Origin of the sequence: Priestia sp. SIMBA_032 (genome assembly GCF_046535215.1) — a bacterium.
GTDB lineage: Bacteria > Bacillota > Bacilli > Bacillales > Bacillaceae_H > Priestia > Priestia aryabhattai.
This window is the reverse complement of sequence record NZ_JAWRXD010000006.1, coordinates 172230-190238: the sequence shown is the minus strand read 5'-3', so window position 1 is coordinate 190238 and position 18009 is coordinate 172230. Positions and strand designations below refer to the sequence as shown.

21 protein-coding genes are annotated in these 18009 nt (G+C 39.9%); all 21 read right to left on the bottom strand.

From position 1 onward, the window contains the following. Positions 1-7: 7 nt before the first annotated feature. The gene (gene whiA / locus SB717_RS20210; RefSeq protein WP_013085390.1) at positions 8-952 is read right to left on the bottom strand and encodes a DNA-binding protein WhiA; all 945 of its coding nucleotides are present in this window, start codon (positions 950-952) and stop codon (positions 8-10) included. Between the two features lie 33 nt (positions 953-985). Further along, complete coding sequence (locus tag SB717_RS20205) at positions 986-1972, bottom strand: gluconeogenesis factor YvcK family protein (protein ID WP_410904555.1); 987 nt, start codon at positions 1970-1972, stop codon at positions 986-988. Continuing rightward, positions 1969-2862 carry an RNase adapter RapZ gene (gene rapZ / locus SB717_RS20200; protein WP_013059711.1) on the bottom strand — a complete coding sequence of 298 codons (894 nt, stop codon included), beginning with the start codon at positions 2860-2862 and terminating at the stop codon, positions 1969-1971. Before rapZ ends, SB717_RS20205 begins: the two co-directional genes overlap by 4 nt. 41 nt (positions 2863-2903) lie before the next feature. After that, positions 2904-3362: an 8-oxo-dGTP diphosphatase gene (locus tag SB717_RS20195; protein WP_013059712.1), complete on the bottom strand. Its 459-nt coding sequence runs from the start codon at positions 3360-3362 to the stop codon at positions 2904-2906. 303 nt (positions 3363-3665) lie between these two features. Next, the gene (gene trxB, locus SB717_RS20190) at positions 3666-4619 is read right to left on the bottom strand and encodes a thioredoxin-disulfide reductase (RefSeq protein ID WP_029714528.1); all 954 of its coding nucleotides are present in this window, start codon (positions 4617-4619) and stop codon (positions 3666-3668) included. A gap of 111 nt (positions 4620-4730) precedes the next feature. After that, positions 4731-6233, bottom strand: coding sequence for a tetratricopeptide repeat protein (locus tag SB717_RS20185; RefSeq protein ID WP_029714529.1), 1503 nt, complete (start codon positions 6231-6233; stop codon positions 4731-4733). A gap of 181 nt (positions 6234-6414) precedes the next feature. Further along, entirely contained in the window at positions 6415-7038 is a 624-nt protein-coding gene (gene hisIE, locus SB717_RS20180) for a bifunctional phosphoribosyl-AMP cyclohydrolase/phosphoribosyl-ATP diphosphatase HisIE (protein ID WP_074681738.1), read from the bottom strand. Continuing rightward, positions 7035-7793 (bottom strand): imidazole glycerol phosphate synthase subunit HisF, encoded by a 759-nt coding sequence (hisF, locus tag SB717_RS20175; RefSeq protein ID WP_025752585.1) that lies wholly within the window; start codon positions 7791-7793, stop codon positions 7035-7037. Before hisF ends, hisIE begins: the two co-directional genes overlap by 4 nt. Beyond that, complete coding sequence (gene hisA, locus SB717_RS20170) at positions 7793-8527, bottom strand: 1-(5-phosphoribosyl)-5-[(5-phosphoribosylamino)methylideneamino]imidazole-4-carboxamide isomerase (RefSeq protein WP_029714531.1); 735 nt, start codon at positions 8525-8527, stop codon at positions 7793-7795. Before hisA ends, hisF begins: the two co-directional genes overlap by 1 nt. Then, positions 8514-9161: an imidazole glycerol phosphate synthase subunit HisH gene (gene hisH / locus SB717_RS20165; protein WP_029714532.1), complete on the bottom strand. Its 648-nt coding sequence runs from the start codon at positions 9159-9161 to the stop codon at positions 8514-8516. Before hisH ends, hisA begins: the two co-directional genes overlap by 14 nt. Further along, positions 9162-9746 (bottom strand): imidazoleglycerol-phosphate dehydratase HisB, encoded by a 585-nt coding sequence (gene hisB, locus SB717_RS20160; protein WP_410904554.1) that lies wholly within the window; start codon positions 9744-9746, stop codon positions 9162-9164. Between the two features lie 75 nt (positions 9747-9821). Next, entirely contained in the window at positions 9822-11090 is a 1269-nt protein-coding gene (gene hisD, locus SB717_RS20155) for a histidinol dehydrogenase (RefSeq protein ID WP_410904552.1), read from the bottom strand. A gap of 15 nt (positions 11091-11105) precedes the next feature. Beyond that, complete coding sequence (gene hisG, locus SB717_RS20150; RefSeq protein ID WP_013059721.1) at positions 11106-11738, bottom strand: ATP phosphoribosyltransferase; 633 nt, start codon at positions 11736-11738, stop codon at positions 11106-11108. Further along, a complete protein-coding gene (locus tag SB717_RS20145; protein WP_074681744.1) occupies positions 11738-12919 on the bottom strand; it encodes an ATP phosphoribosyltransferase regulatory subunit in 1182 nt (393 codons plus the stop codon). The genes hisG and SB717_RS20145 overlap by 1 nt, the downstream gene beginning before the upstream one ends. A gap of 183 nt (positions 12920-13102) precedes the next feature. Beyond that, positions 13103-13630 carry an acyltransferase gene (locus SB717_RS20140; RefSeq protein ID WP_013059723.1) on the bottom strand — a complete coding sequence of 176 codons (528 nt, stop codon included), beginning with the start codon at positions 13628-13630 and terminating at the stop codon, positions 13103-13105. Further along, positions 13627-14274 (bottom strand): pyrophosphatase PpaX, encoded by a 648-nt coding sequence (gene ppaX, locus SB717_RS20135; RefSeq protein WP_029714535.1) that lies wholly within the window; start codon positions 14272-14274, stop codon positions 13627-13629. Before ppaX ends, SB717_RS20140 begins: the two co-directional genes overlap by 4 nt. 60 nt (positions 14275-14334) lie before the next feature. Further along, the gene (lgt, locus tag SB717_RS20130; RefSeq protein ID WP_410904551.1) at positions 14335-15168 is read right to left on the bottom strand and encodes a prolipoprotein diacylglyceryl transferase; all 834 of its coding nucleotides are present in this window, start codon (positions 15166-15168) and stop codon (positions 14335-14337) included. Positions 15169-15184: 16 nt separating this feature from the next. Beyond that, the gene (gene hprK / locus SB717_RS20125; protein WP_028412040.1) at positions 15185-16120 is read right to left on the bottom strand and encodes an HPr(Ser) kinase/phosphatase; all 936 of its coding nucleotides are present in this window, start codon (positions 16118-16120) and stop codon (positions 15185-15187) included. A gap of 191 nt (positions 16121-16311) precedes the next feature. After that, positions 16312-16677, bottom strand: a complete 366-nt coding sequence (locus SB717_RS20120) for a phage holin family protein (RefSeq protein ID WP_029714537.1) — start codon at positions 16675-16677, stop codon at positions 16312-16314. A 2-nt stretch (positions 16678-16679) separates the two neighbouring features. Next, complete coding sequence (locus SB717_RS20115; RefSeq protein ID WP_029714382.1) at positions 16680-16874, bottom strand: PspC domain-containing protein; 195 nt, start codon at positions 16872-16874, stop codon at positions 16680-16682. 41 nt (positions 16875-16915) lie between these two features. Then, positions 16916-18007, bottom strand: a complete 1092-nt coding sequence (locus SB717_RS20110) for a DUF4097 family beta strand repeat-containing protein (protein WP_029714381.1) — start codon at positions 18005-18007, stop codon at positions 16916-16918. Positions 18008-18009: the final 2 nt, after the last annotated feature.

Below are 18009 nucleotides of genomic sequence, written 5' to 3'. Positions count from 1 at the left end.
ATTCCCCTTATGTGACTGGCTGACCGGCGCGAAGCTTGTCTGCTATTTGGTCAATTTTACGCAGCCGATGGTTAATGCCCGATTTGCTAATTTGACCTCCAGATACCATCTCGCCAAGCTCTTTTAACGTAACGTCTTGATATTCCACACGCAAACGAGCAATTTCTCTTAGCTTTTCTGGTAAGATATCTAATCCGGCTGTTTCATCAATATAACGAATGTTTTCCACTTGACGAATGGCCGCTCCGATCGTTTTATTTAAGTTAGCTGTTTCACAATTAACTAAGCGATTAACGGAATTTCGCATATCTCGGACGATTCTTACATCCTCAAACCGTAAAAGAGCGTTATGGGCTCCAATAATATTTAGAAACTCCGTAATTTTCTCAGCTTCTTTCAAATAGTTAATATAGCCTTTTTTCCGTTCTAATGTTTTACTATTCAGTTGAAATTCGTTCATTAAATTGCATAAAGCTTCGTTGTGCTCTTCATACAATGAAAAGATTTCAAGATGGTACGATGATGTCTCCGGGTTATTAATAGAGCCGCCGGCTAAAAATGCGCCTCTTAAGTAGGATCGCTTACAGCATTTCTTTTGTACTAGCTCTGGTGAAATACGATGTGTAAAAGTGAATCCTTCTTCTACAATTTTCAAGTCTTCCAAAAGCATTCTCGTTTTCTCTACTAATCGAACAATATACACATTGTTTTTCTTCAGCCGCATTTTCTTACGCACAAGCAGTTCTACTGACACATCATAATTTTTCTTGAGCAAGACATAAATGCGTCGAGCAATCGCTGCGTTTTCAGTTTGAACATCAACTGTGAATTTTTTATTCGAAAAAGAAAGTGAACCATTCATTCGAATTAATGCAGAGAGCTCTGCTTTTGCACAGCAATCTTTGACTTCTAAATTCGTTAACTCTTTTTTTGTTTCTGATGCAAATGACATAACTTCACCTCCAATCTACATACGGAAATAGTGTTAAACACCCGTATTCGCTTTACCTTGCAGCGATGTCAGCATAGAATACACAAGCTTTGCTACTTTTTTTGTATCATGCCTAATTACGCTGCCGTCATACTGAATAATTTGATCTTCAATCACTTCTAAACCTAATTTTAGCAATACTTCACGGTCATATTCCACAGGCTGAGCCTGCTCTACTTGATATTTCTTTTTTAAAGGTGCTGGAATAGGTGCATTATTGACGATAATCGCATCTAAAAACGCACACGGCATATGGTTGTAAAGCGCTTTAATATGATCACTTGCCTTAAAACCCAATGTCTCACCCGGCTGCGTCATCACGTTACATACGTACACTTTCTTTGCTTTTGTCGAACAAAGCTCATTACAAATATCGTGCACCAGTAAATTCGGCAAAATACTTGTATAAAGACTTCCGGGCCCCAATACAATTAAATCAGCGCGTCGAATAGCTTTTATTGTCTCGACAAGCGGTTTCACATCGGCAGGCGATAAAAATACTTTATTAATTTTTTTATTAACTTCTGGAATTTTAGATTCACCTGTTACGATGGATCCATCTTGCATCTCCGCATGCAGCACAACACTTTGATTAGCTGCCGGAAGCACTTTCCCTCTGACGTTTAGTACTTTGCTCATTTCTCGTATAGCATGCACAAAATCGCCAGTAATAGACGTCATAGCTGCAAGCAACAAATTGCCAAGAGAATGGCCTGTAAGCTCATTTCCTGTATCAAATCGATGCTGAAAAAGCTCTTCAACTAGTGGCTCTACATCAGATAAAGCAACTAGCACATTTCGAATATCACCAGGAGCAGGGATTTCAAGTTCATCGCGCAATCGGCCAGAACTTCCCCCGTCGTCTGCTACGGTTACGATGGCTGTAAGATCAAGAGGGTATTCCTTCAACCCTCTTAACAGCACTGGTAAACCCGTTCCTCCCCCAATGACGACAACTTTTGGAAGCTGTTCACTGCTCATCTATGATTTTCCTTTCTCCTCTCAATGTCACGATGAGAAATATGAGTTTTGTATTCATTCTGGAAATGGTGACCTAAATATTCAGCTAATGTGACGGAGCGATGCTGTCCGCCTGTACACCCTATAGCGATGACCAGCTGGCTTTTACCTTCTCGCTTGTACTGTGGAAGCATAAACGACAGTAGGTCTACTACTTTTTCAATGAACTTTTGAGTTTCCGTCCATTTTAATACGTAAGAAGAAACCTCTTCTTCAAGCCCTGTTTTGGGACGCATATGGTCAATGTAGTGAGGGTTTGGCAAAAAGCGCACATCAAAGACTAAATCAGCGTCAATAGGCACCCCGTATTTAAAACCAAATGACATCACATTAACAGTAAAAACTTGTGAAGCGTGAGAAGAAAACTGAGTTAAAATCTTTTCTCTAAGCTCTCTTGGCTTTAACTCTGATGTCTCATAAATAAGCTGAGCTCTTCCTTTTAACTCCTCAAGCAGCTCCCGTTCCATACCAATTCCTTCTAACGGTAAACCCGAAGGAGCTAGCGGATGCGAACGTCTCGTTTCTTTGTAGCGCGTCACCAGTACAGAATCTTTTGCATCTAAAAATAAAATTTGTGGCGTGACCCACGTTGTTTCACTCATGTTATCCAATGCTTCAAATAGGCTTTCAAAAAACTCTCTGCCTCGCAAATCCATAACAAGAGCAACTTTATTCATTTTATTCCCTGACTCTTTCATGAGTTCTAAAAATTTCGGTAGCAATGTAGGGGGTAAATTATCTACACAAAAGAACCCTAAATCTTCAAAACTCTGAATTGCTACTGTTTTTCCTGCACCTGACATTCCAGTAATAATCACTAATTGAATATCGCTTACAGACCCAGTACTCATTTTCCATCCCCCTCAATCTATGCATACATGTCTATTCATCATTAACAAGGATCAATTCGATAAGATAATAACTCGAAATCCGTTGTATACGTAAAGTTGCCATAAATAACACCCGACCCTTTTGCTACATAATCGATAATGTGATGATCTCCCGGTGCCATCGGCAATTCACTTACTTCACTCAAATTATGCCATCCGAGTTTGCCTTCTTCTGATTCTAGCACATTTGTCCCATCAAAATCTGTAGCAAAAAAAGTAAACATCATCCACTCAGATGAAATTTGATCGTTTTCTTTCATCGTAAAAGTAAAGATACCTTTTACAGTGGGATTTTTTAAATAAATTCCTGTTTCTTCACGAAATTCTCTTACAACAGAGTCTTTTACAGATTCTCCTTGCTCCATTTTCCCACCAGGGGCCACCCACCAGTTTCTTCGTGGCTTTTGAAGCAACAATACTTTATCGTCTTTCATTAATACACAATTTGTGACCCTTTGCATGTTTTCCACCTCATCATATGTATACTGACATTTTCTTTTATTATACTACGAAACAAACTTCTCTCACAACGGAGATGAACTAACTATTACTAAATTTTCTGAAAATAAAACATTGCTGTTATATACGTAAATTCAATCTGTTATAGTCACAAAAAAGAGGCATAGGAACACGTCCTATGCCCGACATACATATATTTTATAAAAGGGGGTCAATTACTATCTATATAGTACCCCATCAATGTTTCACAGGTGTTACAGAACAGTTAAAACGGAATTACGTTTTGTAAAAGATTGATTTCAGCCTTATTGCTGAATAGCTTTTAACTTTTCTTTTAACTCTTCTACATAGTGCTGAGCCGCTTGAGCAGCAATGCTGCCATCACCTGTAGCTGTTACAATTTGACGAAGAGCCTTTTCACGAACGTCTCCAGCTGCGAACACACCTGGTACTTTTGTTTCCATTTGCTCGTTCGTTTCAATATATCCTTCTTTATTCGTGATGTTTAGGCTTTCAAATGGTTTTGTTAGTGGAACCATTCCAACATAAATGAATACGCCGTCCGCACCGAACTCGCGCTCTTCACCTGTTTTTGTGTCTACTAACGTTACGCTGCCTACTTTACCGTCTTTTTCATTTACTTCTTTGACCGTTGTATTCCAAATAAAATCAACTTTTTCGTGGTCAAATGCACGCTGCTGTAGGATTTTCTGCGCGCGAAGCTCATCGCGTCGGTGAATAATTGTTACTTTTGTTGCGAAGCGTGTTAAATATACGCCTTCTTCAACCGCAGAGTCTCCACCGCCTACAACGACTAGCTCTTTACCTTTAAAGAATGCGCCGTCACATACAGCACAATAAGATACGCCGCGGCCGCCTAGTTCTTTTTCTCCTGGCGCGCCTAATTTTTTATATTCAGCACCAGTAGCAACGATCACTGAACGTGTTTTATATTCTTTGCTGCCTGCACGAACTGTCTTGTATTCTTCTCCGTCGATGATTTCTTTAATATCACCGTACGCATATTCCGCACCGAATTTTTTTGCATGCTCAAACATTTTGTTAGAAAGGTCAGGACCAAGGATATGATCATAACCTGGATAGTTTTCTACATCTTCCGTATTAGCCATTTGACCGCCTGGAATTCCGCGTTCAATCATTAGTGTTGATAAATCTGCACGAGATGTATATACAGCAGCAGTCATACCTGCTGGACCTGCTCCAATAATAATGACATCATAAATTTTTTCTTCTGTCATTGCTTTACACTCCTTTTAGGAAATTCCTTCGTAGTTGATTCCAAATTTATGGATAATTATTTCGTTACCACTATCCTAATATGTTCTTCCTATTATCGTCTATTTTTTTGCTCAATTTAATAACGTATTCACAATTTTACTGTACTTTCTAACTGTTGCAGCGGAAATGGAATATTGTTTTGCCGCATCGGCTTGAGTAATAGCCTGGCTTTTTTCTTTCGCCCATATATATGTGACGGCTGCAGCCCATGCATTTACGTTCACATGCTGAAAATCATAGGATTGTTTATATACCTGTACATATACATAAAACCAAAAGCTTAAAAGATCCTGGGCATCACTTTCAGTCTGCGACTCCATCTCCAGTTCAATAACATCTGCCACCTCAAAAATCACATGTTGTTTATCCTGCCATACATACGTATATACTTCATCCAAAAGTGTACTCATATGTATGGACGACTTGATTTCTTCTAAAAGAAGCAGACGCTGCTGTTCAGGAAGCTTTTTTGCCATATACAAGCTGTAAAGCTGATCGTGAACATTTTTTGTTGCACACTTCTTTTTCGCTGTAACATCCACTTTCGATTGAAAAACCTTCGCAGCTTTTTGACTGATGCGCCAAGGCTCCTCTCCTTCTTTATCAGGAACTTCTTCCAATGCCAGCTTCCACATTTCTTTAGCGAAGGCTTCATGTCCAGTATAGTAAGAGGCGTATGAAAGCCAATAATGAAATGAGTTGTCTCCTTGAAAACCTTGCGTATAAAGCTTTTTTAACCATCTGTATGATAGTTTGTATTGACCAATCAACGCAAATGTCGCTCCAAGCTTATAGCGGTGTTCAAATGACATCGGATAAACGCGGCTAAGCCCGTCTGTAAGCTCTTCAACTTCTTTATGCTTATGGCAATAATAATAGAAAATCAGCTGATTACATAACGCATGAAGATTTCCAGGGTTTTTCTCCAATACTTCATTCAGCAAATCCATTGCCTCATCAATTTTATTTAAATAAAAATAAGCTAACGCTAAATTATTATATGCAGACCAGAATTCTGGATACTCATCAATTATTTCAGTTAACAAATCCACTGCTTCTTCAAAATTCGTTGCTTCAAGCAGTCTTTTTGCTTGTTCTTGTTTTATAATCAGCATGTCGCCTAGCTGATTTTTAGGCTCTTCATCTTCTTCATCCACATCAATTGATAGTAAATCTAACAGATCTGTAGCCGATCGAAAGAGGTCACCATTTGGAAAATGCTCAATGTAATACATCGCGTATTTTTTTGATTCTTCAAACAGTCCAAGATGCGCATAGCTGTTAGCTATGTAGTAGTAACAGCTTCCTAATGTATCGTCCATATGATGAATCACATGGAGAAAAAGCTCGTTGGCATCTTGATAATCCCCCCGCTCCGTTAAAGCTACTCCAACTTCTGTAAGAAGCTGTGGATTACGGGCATTTTCTTTGTTTGCACGCGTTAAATACTTGAGCGCTTTATCTGACTCCTCTTCTTCAAACGCCTGCAGCGCTTTTTCGAAATAGAAGTCACCCGTTTGCGAAAATGGAATTACTTGTGCCATTTTTTGAATTACTTTTGAGTGTTTTTCCATTAAGCCCTCCAAATAAGTTGATAATTTCGACGTTCGTAGTATATCACATTTGCCAAGAAGTTTAATACCTCTATTCAAAAAAGGAGCCTGCAAGCAGTCGTTTCTTGACGCAAATAAGAGAAGGTTTTGCCTCTTTTATCTAAAATGAGACAACTCCTTCTCTCCTTTCACTATATAGCTATTAGCTAGAGTGACGTTCCTTTAATACTGATAAGACATCGTCTAAAGGCAACTTTTGCTCACGAAGTAAAACAAGTACGTGGTAAAGTAAATCTGCAACTTCCCACTTCAGCTCATCATGGTCACGATTTTTTGCTGCAATAATTACTTCACCAGCTTCTTCTCCTACTTTTTTGAGGATTTTATCTACGCCTTTATCGAATAAGTACGTCGTATAAGCTCCTTCTGGCATTTCAGCTTCACGCTTAGCGATTACTTCTTCTAGCTCATTAATAATAGCAAACCGATTATCGTTTTGTTTATTTTCGCCAAGAATTGTTTCATTAAAACAGCTGTAAGTCCCCGTATGACAAGCAGGACCTTGAGGCTCCACTTTTACAACAAGAGAATCAGCATCACAGTCATATGCCATGCTCACAATTTTTTGTGTGTTCCCAGAGGTTGCGCCCTTGTGCCACAATTCTTGTCGAGAACGGCTGTAAAACCATGTTTCACGTGTATTAATTGATTTTTGAAGTGATTCTTCGTTCATATAAGCCAATGTTAAAACTTCTTTGCTCACAGCATCTTGTACAATAGCTGGCACAAGTCCATCACTGTTGAATTTAATGTTTTCAATCGTCATCGAATGCTCACTCCTTGTTGTTTTGCATAGCTTTTAATTTCTTTTACAGATGTTTCTTTATAGTGAAAGATCGAAGCCGCCAAAGCCGCGTCAGCTTCTCCTTTTTCAAACGCATCGACAAAATCTTGACCATTTCCCGCGCCGCCAGAAGCAATAACAGGAACGCTCACCGCTTGACTGACTGCTTTGGTTAACGCTAAATCAAACCCTGACTTTTCACCGTCTTTATCCATACTCGTTAACAAGATCTCACCGGCACCGCGCTTCACTGCTTCTCTTGCCCAGTCGATTACTTCCCAGTCCGTCGCGTTGCGGCCTCCGTGTGTATAGACTCGCCATGATTGTAAGCTTTCATCGTACTTAGCATCGATTGCTACCACAATACACTGAGCTCCAAAAAAGTCGGAACCTTCTGTAATCAGTGCTGGATTGAGTACGGCCGCTGTATTTAATGACACTTTGTCTGCACCAGCACGAAGCATTCTCTTCATATCTTCTAATGCATTAATTCCTCCGCCCACCGTAAAAGGAATCGCTAGCTGAGATGCTACTTCTTCTACAACATGTACCATCGTTTTGCGTCCTTCATGAGAAGCAGAAATATCTAAAAAGACTAATTCGTCTGCGCCTTCCTCATCGTAAAATTTCGCCAACTCTACAGGATCTCCTGCATCTCGAAGTTCCACAAACTGAACTCCTTTTACCACACGGCCGTCCTTTACATCTAAACAAGGAATGATTCGTTTTGTAATCATTACGCTTTCACCTCTTGAAGTGCTTCAGCTACTGTAAACTTATTTGTATAAAGTGCTTTCCCTACAATCGCACCAATAACGCCGTCAGCTTCATATTTCTTTAGTGCATCTAGATCAGCAAGTTTACTAACTCCCCCTGATGCAATCACACCTTTTCCAGTAGCCTTAGCCATTTCAACAATTCCTTCCACATTAGGACCGGACAGCATACCATCCGTAGAGATATCCGTGAAAATAAATGTTTCCGCGCCAGCATTAGCCAATTCTTTTCCTAGTTCTGTTGCTTTGATTGTAGATGTTTCCACCCAGCCTTCTGTCGCAACATAGCCATCACGTGCATCAATACCAATAGCAATACGCGCACCATATTCCTTCAGCATTTTTTTCACAAATTCAGGATTAGAAATAGCTGCACTTCCTAAAATAACGCGGTCAATTCCGCTTTCTAAATAGTAAGCAACGTCAGCTTCTGAGCGAATGCCTCCTCCAATTTGCACACGTACATCTAATTTCTTTTTCACGCCTAGCACAAATTCATCATTCACGCGCTTAGCCGCTTTTGCCCCGTCCAAATCAACCATGTGAATCCACTGAGCGCCTTCACTTGCGAATTGTGTGGCCATATCTACCGGAGAATCTCCGTATACTGTTTCTTTTGTGTAATCTCCTTGAAGCAAACGGACGCATTTTCCTCCGCGCATATCAATGGCTGGATATATTTCAAATTTGCTCATACGATGGGCTCCTTTTCTCTACGAAGTTTGCATAATTTTGCAGCATGTGCATTCCGATTGCACTGCTTTTTTCAGGGTGGAATTGAGTGCCAAATACGTTTTCTTTTCCAACAACTGCTGGAACTTCAACATCATAAGGACTTGTTGCTAAAAGCACGTCTTGGTCATTTGTTTTTACGTAATAAGAGTGAACAAAGTACACGTGACCTTCACTGATTCCATCAAGCAGAGCAGACTGCTGGTGAAACTCTAAAGAGTTCCAGCCCATATGCGGAACTTTATATGTCTGTCCTTCGGCAGTAATGCCGGGAATGCGTTCTACTCTCCCTTTTAACAGTTCCAGCCCTTTTGTTACGCCGTTCTCATCGCTTTCTTCAAATAAAAGCTGCATACCTAAACAAATTCCAAGCAAAGGCATTCCTTTTGCTACTTCTTCTTTAATAAAGTCCGTCAGCTTTGTTTGATTCAGCTGTTCCATCGCATCTTTAAATGCTCCAACTCCAGGAAGAATCAACCCTTTTGCCTTTCTTAGTTCTGCAGGATCTGCGGAGATAATATAGTCATAGTTTAATCGTTCAAGAGCTTTACTTACGCTGTACAAGTTTCCCATCCCATAGTCAATAATCCCAATCATTTACAACATCCCTTTCGTCGAAGGCACACCTTTAACACGCGGATCAATGGTTGCCGCCTCGTCTAAAGCACGTGCTAATGCCTTAAATACCGCTTCAATAATGTGGTGTGTATTTTTACCGTAGTGTACGATTACATGTACATTCATGCGAGATTCCAATGCAAATTTCCATAAAAATTCATACACAAGCTCTGTATCAAATGTACCGACGCGCGACGCGGGAATGTCACCTTTAAATTCAAAATGAGGACGATTGCTTAAATCTACTACGACTTGAGCCAACGCGTCATCCATTGGTACAAAAGCATTTCCATAGCGTTTAATTCCTTTTTTATCACCGAGCGCTTCTTTGAACGTTTGACCAAGGCAAATACCGATATCTTCCGTTGTATGGTGATCATCAATCTCCGTGTCTCCATCTGCTTTTACATCGAGGTTAAACTGTCCGTGTTTTGTAAACAAATCGAGCATATGATTTAAAAAAGGAACGCCTGTATCAATGTTCGCTTTTCCTTCTCCATCGATTCCAATCGCTAATGCAATATCCGTTTCGTTTGTTGTACGTTTAATACTTGACTCTCTCATTGTGAAACTCCTTTCAACTGTACATGTAATAAGTAAAGAAAAGCACATTTCTACTCTTTTCTTTTAATCTCCACCTTATTTTTTAAAGCGTTCTTCAACTGCCCTTGCATGTGCTTCTAGCCCTTCTAAACGAGCAAACGCTGCAATTTTCGAGACATTTTTCTGCAGGGCTTGTTGGCTGTATGAAATAATACTAGACTTCTTCACAAATGAATCAACTGATAAAGGACTTGAGAATTTTGCTGTCCCATTTGTTGGAAGAACATGGTTTGGTCCAGCGAAATAATCACCAACAGGTTCTGAGCTATATCTTCCTAGAAAAATAGCACCGGCATGACGAATGGAACCTAAAAGTTCAAGCGGACTTTCAGTCATAATTTCTAAATGCTCGGGAGCTAATTGATTAACAGCTTCAATCGCTTCTTCTAATGACCCGGTCACATAAATAGCGCCATGGTTATCAATAGAAGGTCTTGCAATTTCTTTACGCGGTAAAGATTCTACTTTTCTTTCCACTTCTTCTTTAACAGTTTCGGCTAACTTCATAGAAGGCGTAACTAAAATACTTGAAGCTAATTTGTCATGTTCTGCTTGAGACAATAAATCAGCGGCCACTTCGTTCGGCTTAGCCGTATCGTCTGCTAGTACGACAATTTCACTAGGTCCAGCAATTGAGTCAATGTCTACTAAGCCATATACTTCTCTTTTCGCTAATGCAACAAAGATATTACCAGGCCCTACAATTTTATCGACGGGTTGAATTGTTTCTGTTCCGTAGGCAAGCGCTCCTACTGCCTGAGCTCCCCCTACTTTATAAATCTCTTTGACCCCAAGTTCATTCGCTGCTACTACTACTCCAGCAGGTAGCGCGCCGTCTTTTCCTGGAGGTGAAACCATCACAATACGTTTTACCCCTGCCACTTGAGCAGGAATAACATTCATTAAAACGGAAGAAGGATACGCCGCAAGGCCTCCCGGTACATAAACACCTACTGCATCTAAAGGCGTTACTTTCTGCCCTAAAATGGTGCCGTCTTCTTTTGTTGTCATCCAAGACTGCTCGACCATTCTTTCGTGGTAATCACGAATGTTGTCAGCCGCTTCACGAATGATTGACAGCATATCTGCATCAACCAGCTCGTAAGCACGCTTCTTTTCTTGTTCTGTCACAAGTAAAGAAGAAAGCTCAACGCCGTCAAATTGGGCTGTATACCTTTTTAAAGCTTCGTCTTTTTGCTCTTGCACCTGCTTTAAAATATTTACGACAATTTCTCTTTGAGCACTCGTCCCTTGATCAATCGTACGCTTTAAGCTCACTTGTTCTGTTACACGTGTAATTTTCAATGTATGTCACCTCTTTTATACAGGTTGAACCACTTGGGCTAAACGATTCACTAAATCATCAATTCGTTCGTCTTTTAAACGATAGCTCACAGGGTTCACAATCAAACGCGATGTAATATCTTCAATGTGCTCCAATTCAACAAGTCCGTTCTCTTTTAGTGTTTGTCCCGTTGATACAATATCAACGATCCGATCAGCCAGGCCGATTAAAGGCGCTAATTCAATGGAACCATTCAATTTAATAATTTCTACTTGCTCTCCTTGCTCCCTGAAATAAGTAGATGCTACATTTGGATATTTAGTTGCCACTTTTTGAGCAATTTCTGATTTTTTAGCATTAGGCAAACCGGCAACGGCCAGGTGACATTTACTAATATTTAAATCCAACAGCTCATAGACATCTCGTTCTTCTTCTAACATTACGTCTTTACCTGCAATGCCAAGATCCGCTACTCCGTATTCTACATAAGTAGTAACGTCCATTGGTTTCGCTAAAATAAAGCGCATGTTCTCTTCAGGAATGTCTACAATCAGCTTGCGCGAATCGTCAAATTCTGGCGGCAATTGAAAGTCTGCTTGACGTAAAAGTTCAGCTGCTTCTTCAAAAATACGTCCTTTTGGCATTGCAATTGTTAATAGTTCACTCATTATTGTCCCCCCTTGCCTCGTTTTCCAATTAGAAACGTGACTTCTTCAAACTGTGCAGTAAATACATCAACATCATCAACGCCTGCAATTTCCTGAGTCACTACCCGATATCCTTGCTTGCGCTGTTCAGCAGCTAAAGCTAACGCCTCATCTAAACGCTCCTGGCTATATAATATGCCGTATACTGCTGAAGGCTCATATCCTTCTTCACCCAGCGCTTCAATTAAGCGGTCGAGCTGAATTCCAAATCCTGTAGCTGGTGTTTTAGACGCAAATTTTTCAAGAAGCTGGTCATAACGTCCTCCATTACCGATATGGAAACCAACGTTTTCAGCAAAGACTTCAAATAAAATACCTGTGTAATAGCTCATATGACTGACTAAGTTAAAATCAATTTTAATTTCATCCGTTACACCGTACGCATCAAGCATATTCCATAGCTTTTTCAAATCACCGGCTGCTTTTTTACCAGCTTCGTTTTCAACTAGTTCAACCGCTTCTTCAATCTTCTTTTCATCTCCGCGCAGGTTAAGCAGCTGAAGGAGACGCTGTTTATCAATAGAAGATAGATTCAAATCTTTTACATGATTACGATAGCCCACGTAATTTTTCTCATATAAAAAGCGGCGAAGCACGTTAGCACGTTCTTCATTTCCGACAATTTCTAAAAAAAGCGAATTAACGAACCCGATGTGGCCAATTGCGACTTTAAATGATTTAAGTCCCGCTCTTTTTAATGCACCAATCATGAGAGCAATGACTTCAGCATCGCTGCTCATCGTAGCATCTCCAATTAGCTCAACGCCTATTTGTTCAAACTCCGCCGGGCGGCCACCCTCACGCTGCTGAGCTCGGAATACATTTGCTTCATAAGCTAAGCGCAAAGGAGAATTATTTAAAAGTTTTGAAGCGGCCACACGTGCAAATGGCGTTGTTACATCCGGTCGTAGCACAAGCGTATGCCCTTCTTTATCTAAAAGTTTAAACAATTGTTGATCTAAAATAGCTGATGCGCTTCCTACCGTCTCGTAGTATTCCACAGTAGGCGTTGCCATATATTGATAGCCCCAGCTGCTGATTTCATCTGCCAGCTGACTGCGAACTTGTTTTTTTCTTTCAAAAAGAGCCGGCAGGGTATCTCTCATTCCAAGGGGTTTTTCAAACATAAATAACTTTGACATTCCGACACGTCCTTTAAGCTTGATTTTATCTATTAAGGAACCATTGATAGGTTGGTTTCACTTTATCACACTAATGTATTAGCGAAATAACAAATTAAAGTTATTGATAGTTTACACCCGATAAAGTCAGCCGTCAACCGCCAGCTGTTCAAATTTACAAAAAAAACCACAGCTTAGTTCTTGCTAAGTTGTGGCTTTAGGTTCTGCTTCCCTGCGCTTTTCCATTTCTTCTTTTGTATAGATGACACGCATAGGGTTACCTCCAACAAAGAAACCGGGTGCTACATCTTTATGAACCACCGTTCCAGCCGCTACAACCGCTTCGTTGCCGATTGTTACACCTGGAAGGATGGTGCTATTTGCTCCAATCATCACTTCATCCCCAATGATGACATCTCCAAGACGATATTCCGTTATCAGATATTCATGAGCGAGAATAGTTGTATTGTATCCAATGACGGTATTGCGTCCTACTTGTATTTTTTCAGGAAACATAATATCGAGCATCACCATAAGGGCAAAGGATGTTTGGGGTCCTACCTTCATCCCTAAGCACGCTTTATACAGCCAGTTTTTCATTGAAAGAAAAGGCGTATAACGAGCGCATTGAATGATAAGGAAGTTGCGCACTACTTTCCAAAAAGGCACGGTCTTATAGACATGCCAAAGGGAGTTAGCTCCTTTAACCGGATAGCGCGTCGTTTTTCTCACTGACGTTCTCCTTTTAATATATCAATTAAATCCGTCATATTTTCTAAAATAATATCGGGGTTATAAGAAGCGATATGATCTCTTCCTTTTGCACTCCAAGCAACTCCAGCTGTTTTCGTATAAGCTCTTTGGCCAGAAACGATGTCGTGATGATTATCTCCCACCATTAGCGCTTCTTCAGGTTTAGCATCGAGCAGCTTCAGTGCTTTTTCTACCGGCTCAGGATGCGGCTTTGCATTTGTTACATCTTCAATTGCAACAATCGTATCAAAGAACTGATCTAGCTTTGTTAACTTAAGCCCCATCATGACCGTATTTCTTTGCTTTGTTGTGACAATACCTAGTTTATACTTCTGCTCATGCAGCCATTTAACTGTTTCAAGTACGCCTTCAAATTCTTTAACAAGCAAATCATGATTAGCTAGATTATGCGTGCGATACATCTCAATCATTTCGTTTACTTTCGTTTTATCCATTTCTACAAACGTGTCGTATAAAGGCGGGCCCATGAACTGTAAAATATCTTCACGAGTATATTGTTTAGGATAATAGTGATTAAGCGTATGAGTAAATGAGGCAATAATTAATTCATTTGTATCAATTAACGTACCGTCTAAATCAAACAAAACCGTATTAATCGTCATCATTCATTTCCTTCCCTTGCGTCAAATCAGGTTTGTGTAAACCTTGTAGCTTTTCTTCATTTACGCCTTAGATTGTGCTTCTTCATTCTCTAAGTATTTCTGTTTACTCATTCCCGTCACGCGGCGGATAATAATTAAAATAATGGCTATGACAATCAGTGCAAGTGAAACAACTTGAGCGATTCTGAGTGTATGCGTCAGCATTAAGCTATCCGTGCGAAGCCCTTCTACAAAGAAGCGTCCAACTGAGTACCAGATTAAATAAGATAAGAAAATTTCTCCTTTTCGCAGACTGGTGCGGCGAAGTACCATCAACAGGATAAATCCAGCAAGATCCCATAATGATTCGTATAAAAACGTAGGGTGATAATATGTACCGTTAATATACATTTGGTTAATAATAAAATTTGGAAGGTGCAACCCTTCTAAAAAAGCACGGGTAACCGGCCCCCCATGTGCCTCTTGATTCATAAAGTTCCCCCAGCGCCCAATGGCTTGGCCAAGGATTAAACTAGGCGCAGCAATATCAGCCAACTTCCAAAATGAAATCTTTTTTACTTTTGAATACACAACGGCAGTTAATACGCCTCCTATTAAGCCACCATGAATGGCGATACCACCTTGCCAAATCTGAGGTATTTCATTTAAATGCTTTGAATAGTATCCCCATTCAAAGGATACATAATAAATTCGTGCACAAATAATAGCTATTGGCACAGCAAATAAAATAAGATCAACAAATGTATCTTTTGATAAGCCCCTTCTTACGCTTTCTCTTGTCGCAATATAAAGACCTAACAGAACACCTACACCGATAATTACACCGTACCAGTAGACCGTTAGAGGGCCAATTTCAAGGAAAACGCGATCTAACGGCTGAATAGTTGCTTCCACAAGTTAACACCCTTTCTTATAAATCTTCGCGGTCTCCTTCTTCAATTACATCTGTTAGACGTGCAGAAAATTGTTCTGCTGCGTTAATACCCATACGCTTTAAGCGGAAGTTCATTGCTGCCACTTCAATGATAACAGCTAAGTTTCGTCCCGGACGTACTGGCAATGTAATCTTTGTAACGTCTGTATCAATAATTTTCATTTTATCTTCTTCTAAACCAAGGCGATCATAATGTTTCTGCTGATCCCATGTCTCTAACTGAATAACAAGTGAAATTCTCTTATAGCTTCGTACAGCTCCTGCGCCGAATAGTGTCATCACATTGATGATCCCTAGTCCTCGAATTTCAAGCAAATGCTCGATTAAGCCAGGCGCATTTCCTACAAGCGTGTCTTGATCTTCTTGACGGATTTCCACACAGTCATCGGCTACTAGGCGATGGCCCCTCTTAACAAGCTCTAGAGCTGTTTCACTTTTACCAACGCCGCTTTTCCCCATGATTAATACACCAATTCCGTATATATCAACTAATACGCCGTGCAGGGCAGTAGTAGGTGCTAGCCGGCTTTCAAGAAAATTCGTTAAATGGCTGGAAAGTCGCGTTGTTTTAAAGCTTGAACGCAGCACGGGAACTGATTCACGCTCCGAAGCTTCGATAAGTTCTTTCGGTACATCCATTTCGCGCGAAACAATGATAGCCGGCGTAATATCTGTACACATTTTTTCCATTCGAACTTTTTTTTGTTCTTCATCTAACTGTTTAAAAAATGATAGTTCTGTTTTACCTAACAGCTGGATACGTTCTGCTGGGTAATATGTAAAATAACCTGCCATTTCAATACCTGGACGTGAAATATCACTCGTTGAAATAGGGCGGTCGATTCCTTCTTCTCCGCTAATAAGCTCTAATTTAAATTTTTCAATGATGTCTTTTGTACGTACTTTAACCACCGTGCATCCTCCTTTTATAAACAGTCATATACCTGTTCATGTCTACAGTATATCCAACTCTAGCTTTTATGTCGCGTTTGGTTCTACTAGCCACTTTATTTTATCATTAATACGGAAAGAAAAGAAAAAAAGATGGCATAGGCTGCATCGCCTCCCCATCTTTTTTTAGAAAATTAAATATTGCAAGAAAGTTATTTTCTATTTTGAAGCGGTTCAACAATCACTCGTTGAATAAGCGCATTTAGAAGCGACATGATTACTGAGGCTAAAAGCGCTGTACCAAACCCGTCAATATTAAAAGAATCTCCCATAACACTTTGTGTAATCATCAGCGTAATGGCATTAATGACGAATAGGAATAGGCCAAGCGTAAGAAACGTCACCGGCAGGGTGAGTAAAATTAAAATCGGCTTAACAAACACATTCAAAATCGATAGAATCAAGCTCGCGATAATAGCTGCACTGACTGATTCCAAGTGAAAGGTGTCAATGTAACCTGCAATTACGATTAATACGAGGGCATTGATTAAAATACTAATGATTCCACGCAATAACATTTTTAGAAATCTCCTTCTTCATTTGGAACTAAAAACACAAAAATCATATATAAAATAACTGGGGTACCTACTGTAAAAAATAAACTGATGATGAACAATACGCGCAGTAGCGAAGCGTCTAGTCCGATATACTGAGAAATACCGCCGATCACACCCGCAAGCTTGCGATTTGTTCGCGAACGATACAACTTTCGCACGTTAATCATCTCCTTTTCTTTTTTACTAAAACAAGCGTTTTCTATTTTATAACAATTGAGCCCGTTTTGGATTCCGCTAACAATTTATAGCCTTTAGGCGAAGCGACATTGGCTTTGAAACGAAGTTGTTTCATCACCGTTTCTTTTTTCTCATCTATTATTTCCATCTCAGGAAGTGTACATGTAAAATTGCCAAAGTTAGATTTCAAATCTCCATCGACGGAGAGGTGGGGCGGCGTATAGAGCGTAATGCTCCCTGTAGTCGTTTTGAAAAATACTTTTTCAATGCGCTCTCCTTTTAAATACGTATCAATATCTCCGTTAAATGTTTGAACGTCAATTTTCTTTGTGTCCCCATCAAATTTAACCGTTCCATTGATTGTTTCAAGCTCACATTTTGAAGCGAGGATTCGAGAAAGTTCCATATGCCCATTTGATGTCTCCATTTCAAGAGAATGGCTATTCACATCGTAAAAGCGGATGGTGCCATTAGCTGTTTTGGCTTTCAGGTCTCGTACGCTTAGTCTTTCCCCATCGATTGAACCATTAAACATACGGAGTTTAACGCGTTCATATTCCATTTCTGGAATATAAATAATCGCTTTCACCTTCATTTGTTTTTGCTGAATAGCAAAGCGCAGTTTGCCATTTTCAATGGAAAATGCCGTATGCTGCAAGAAAGTGCGGCGCGCTTCATCCGAATTCTCTACTTTGTAGATAGCAGCCTCACACTCTATTCGTACTTCTGTACTCCCCCATGGTCGGAGTTGGACGCTTCCATTTGCTAAATCTACGTCAATCTCTTGAATATATGCTTCTGATTGTTGAAAGATGTGCTGGACGTCAATCGAAGGACCAAAGTTAAAATCTAAATCTCCTTCTTTTACTTTTTTTACCGTTTGATCTACAAATGTAAATAATTTTTCTTTTAAAGAGCTTTGAGATGACTTAGAAGCGTACGTTTTTTTCTGTTTTCCTCCTACATAAGGGGAGAGCTCAGCTTTATCAGGCGTAGCATAGGAAGAATTATTAGCTGGGTCTTTTTCCAGTGAATTTAACAAAGTTAAAGCCTCATCTACGCTAAGCTTTCCTTCTTCTACCATCTGTAAAATTTGTTTGCGCTTTTCACTCATAC

Excerpts from the sequence above, each read along its gene's own strand:
- whiA (WP_013085390.1), bottom strand. The coding sequence starts at position 952 with ATGTCATTTGCATCAGAAACAAAAAAAGAGTTAACGAATTTAGAAGTC.
- SB717_RS20205 (WP_410904555.1), bottom strand. The coding sequence starts at position 1,972 with ATGAGCAGTGAACAGCTTCCAAAAGTTGTCGTCATTGGGGGAGGAACG.
- rapZ (WP_013059711.1), bottom strand. The coding sequence starts at position 2,862 with ATGAGTACTGGGTCTGTAAGCGATATTCAATTAGTGATTATTACTGGA.
- SB717_RS20195 (WP_013059712.1), bottom strand. The coding sequence starts at position 3,362 with ATGCAAAGGGTCACAAATTGTGTATTAATGAAAGACGATAAAGTATTG.
- trxB (WP_029714528.1), bottom strand. The coding sequence starts at position 4,619 with ATGACAGAAGAAAAAATTTATGATGTCATTATTATTGGAGCAGGTCCA.
- SB717_RS20185 (WP_029714529.1), bottom strand. The coding sequence starts at position 6,233 with ATGGAAAAACACTCAAAAGTAATTCAAAAAATGGCACAAGTAATTCCA.
- hisIE (WP_074681738.1), bottom strand. The coding sequence starts at position 7,038 with ATGACGATTGAAAACATTAAATTCAACAGTGATGGACTTGTGCCAGCT.
- hisF (WP_025752585.1), bottom strand. The coding sequence starts at position 7,793 with ATGATTACAAAACGAATCATTCCTTGTTTAGATGTAAAGGACGGCCGT.
- hisA (WP_029714531.1), bottom strand. The coding sequence starts at position 8,527 with ATGAGCAAATTTGAAATATATCCAGCCATTGATATGCGCGGAGGAAAA.
- hisH (WP_029714532.1), bottom strand. The coding sequence starts at position 9,161 with ATGATTGGGATTATTGACTATGGGATGGGAAACTTGTACAGCGTAAGT.
- hisB (WP_410904554.1), bottom strand. The coding sequence starts at position 9,746 with ATGAGAGAGTCAAGTATTAAACGTACAACAAACGAAACGGATATTGCA.
- hisG (WP_013059721.1), bottom strand. The coding sequence starts at position 11,738 with ATGAGTGAACTATTAACAATTGCAATGCCAAAAGGACGTATTTTTGAA.
- SB717_RS20145 (WP_074681744.1), bottom strand. The coding sequence starts at position 12,919 with ATGTCAAAGTTATTTATGTTTGAAAAACCCCTTGGAATGAGAGATACC.
- ppaX (WP_029714535.1), bottom strand. The coding sequence starts at position 14,274 with ATGACGATTAATACGGTTTTGTTTGATTTAGACGGTACGTTAATTGAT.
- SB717_RS20120 (WP_029714537.1), bottom strand. The coding sequence starts at position 16,677 with ATGTTATTGCGTGGAATCATTAGTATTTTAATCAATGCCCTCGTATTA.
- SB717_RS20110 (WP_029714381.1), bottom strand. The coding sequence starts at position 18,007 with ATGAGTGAAAAGCGCAAACAAATTTTACAGATGGTAGAAGAAGGAAAG.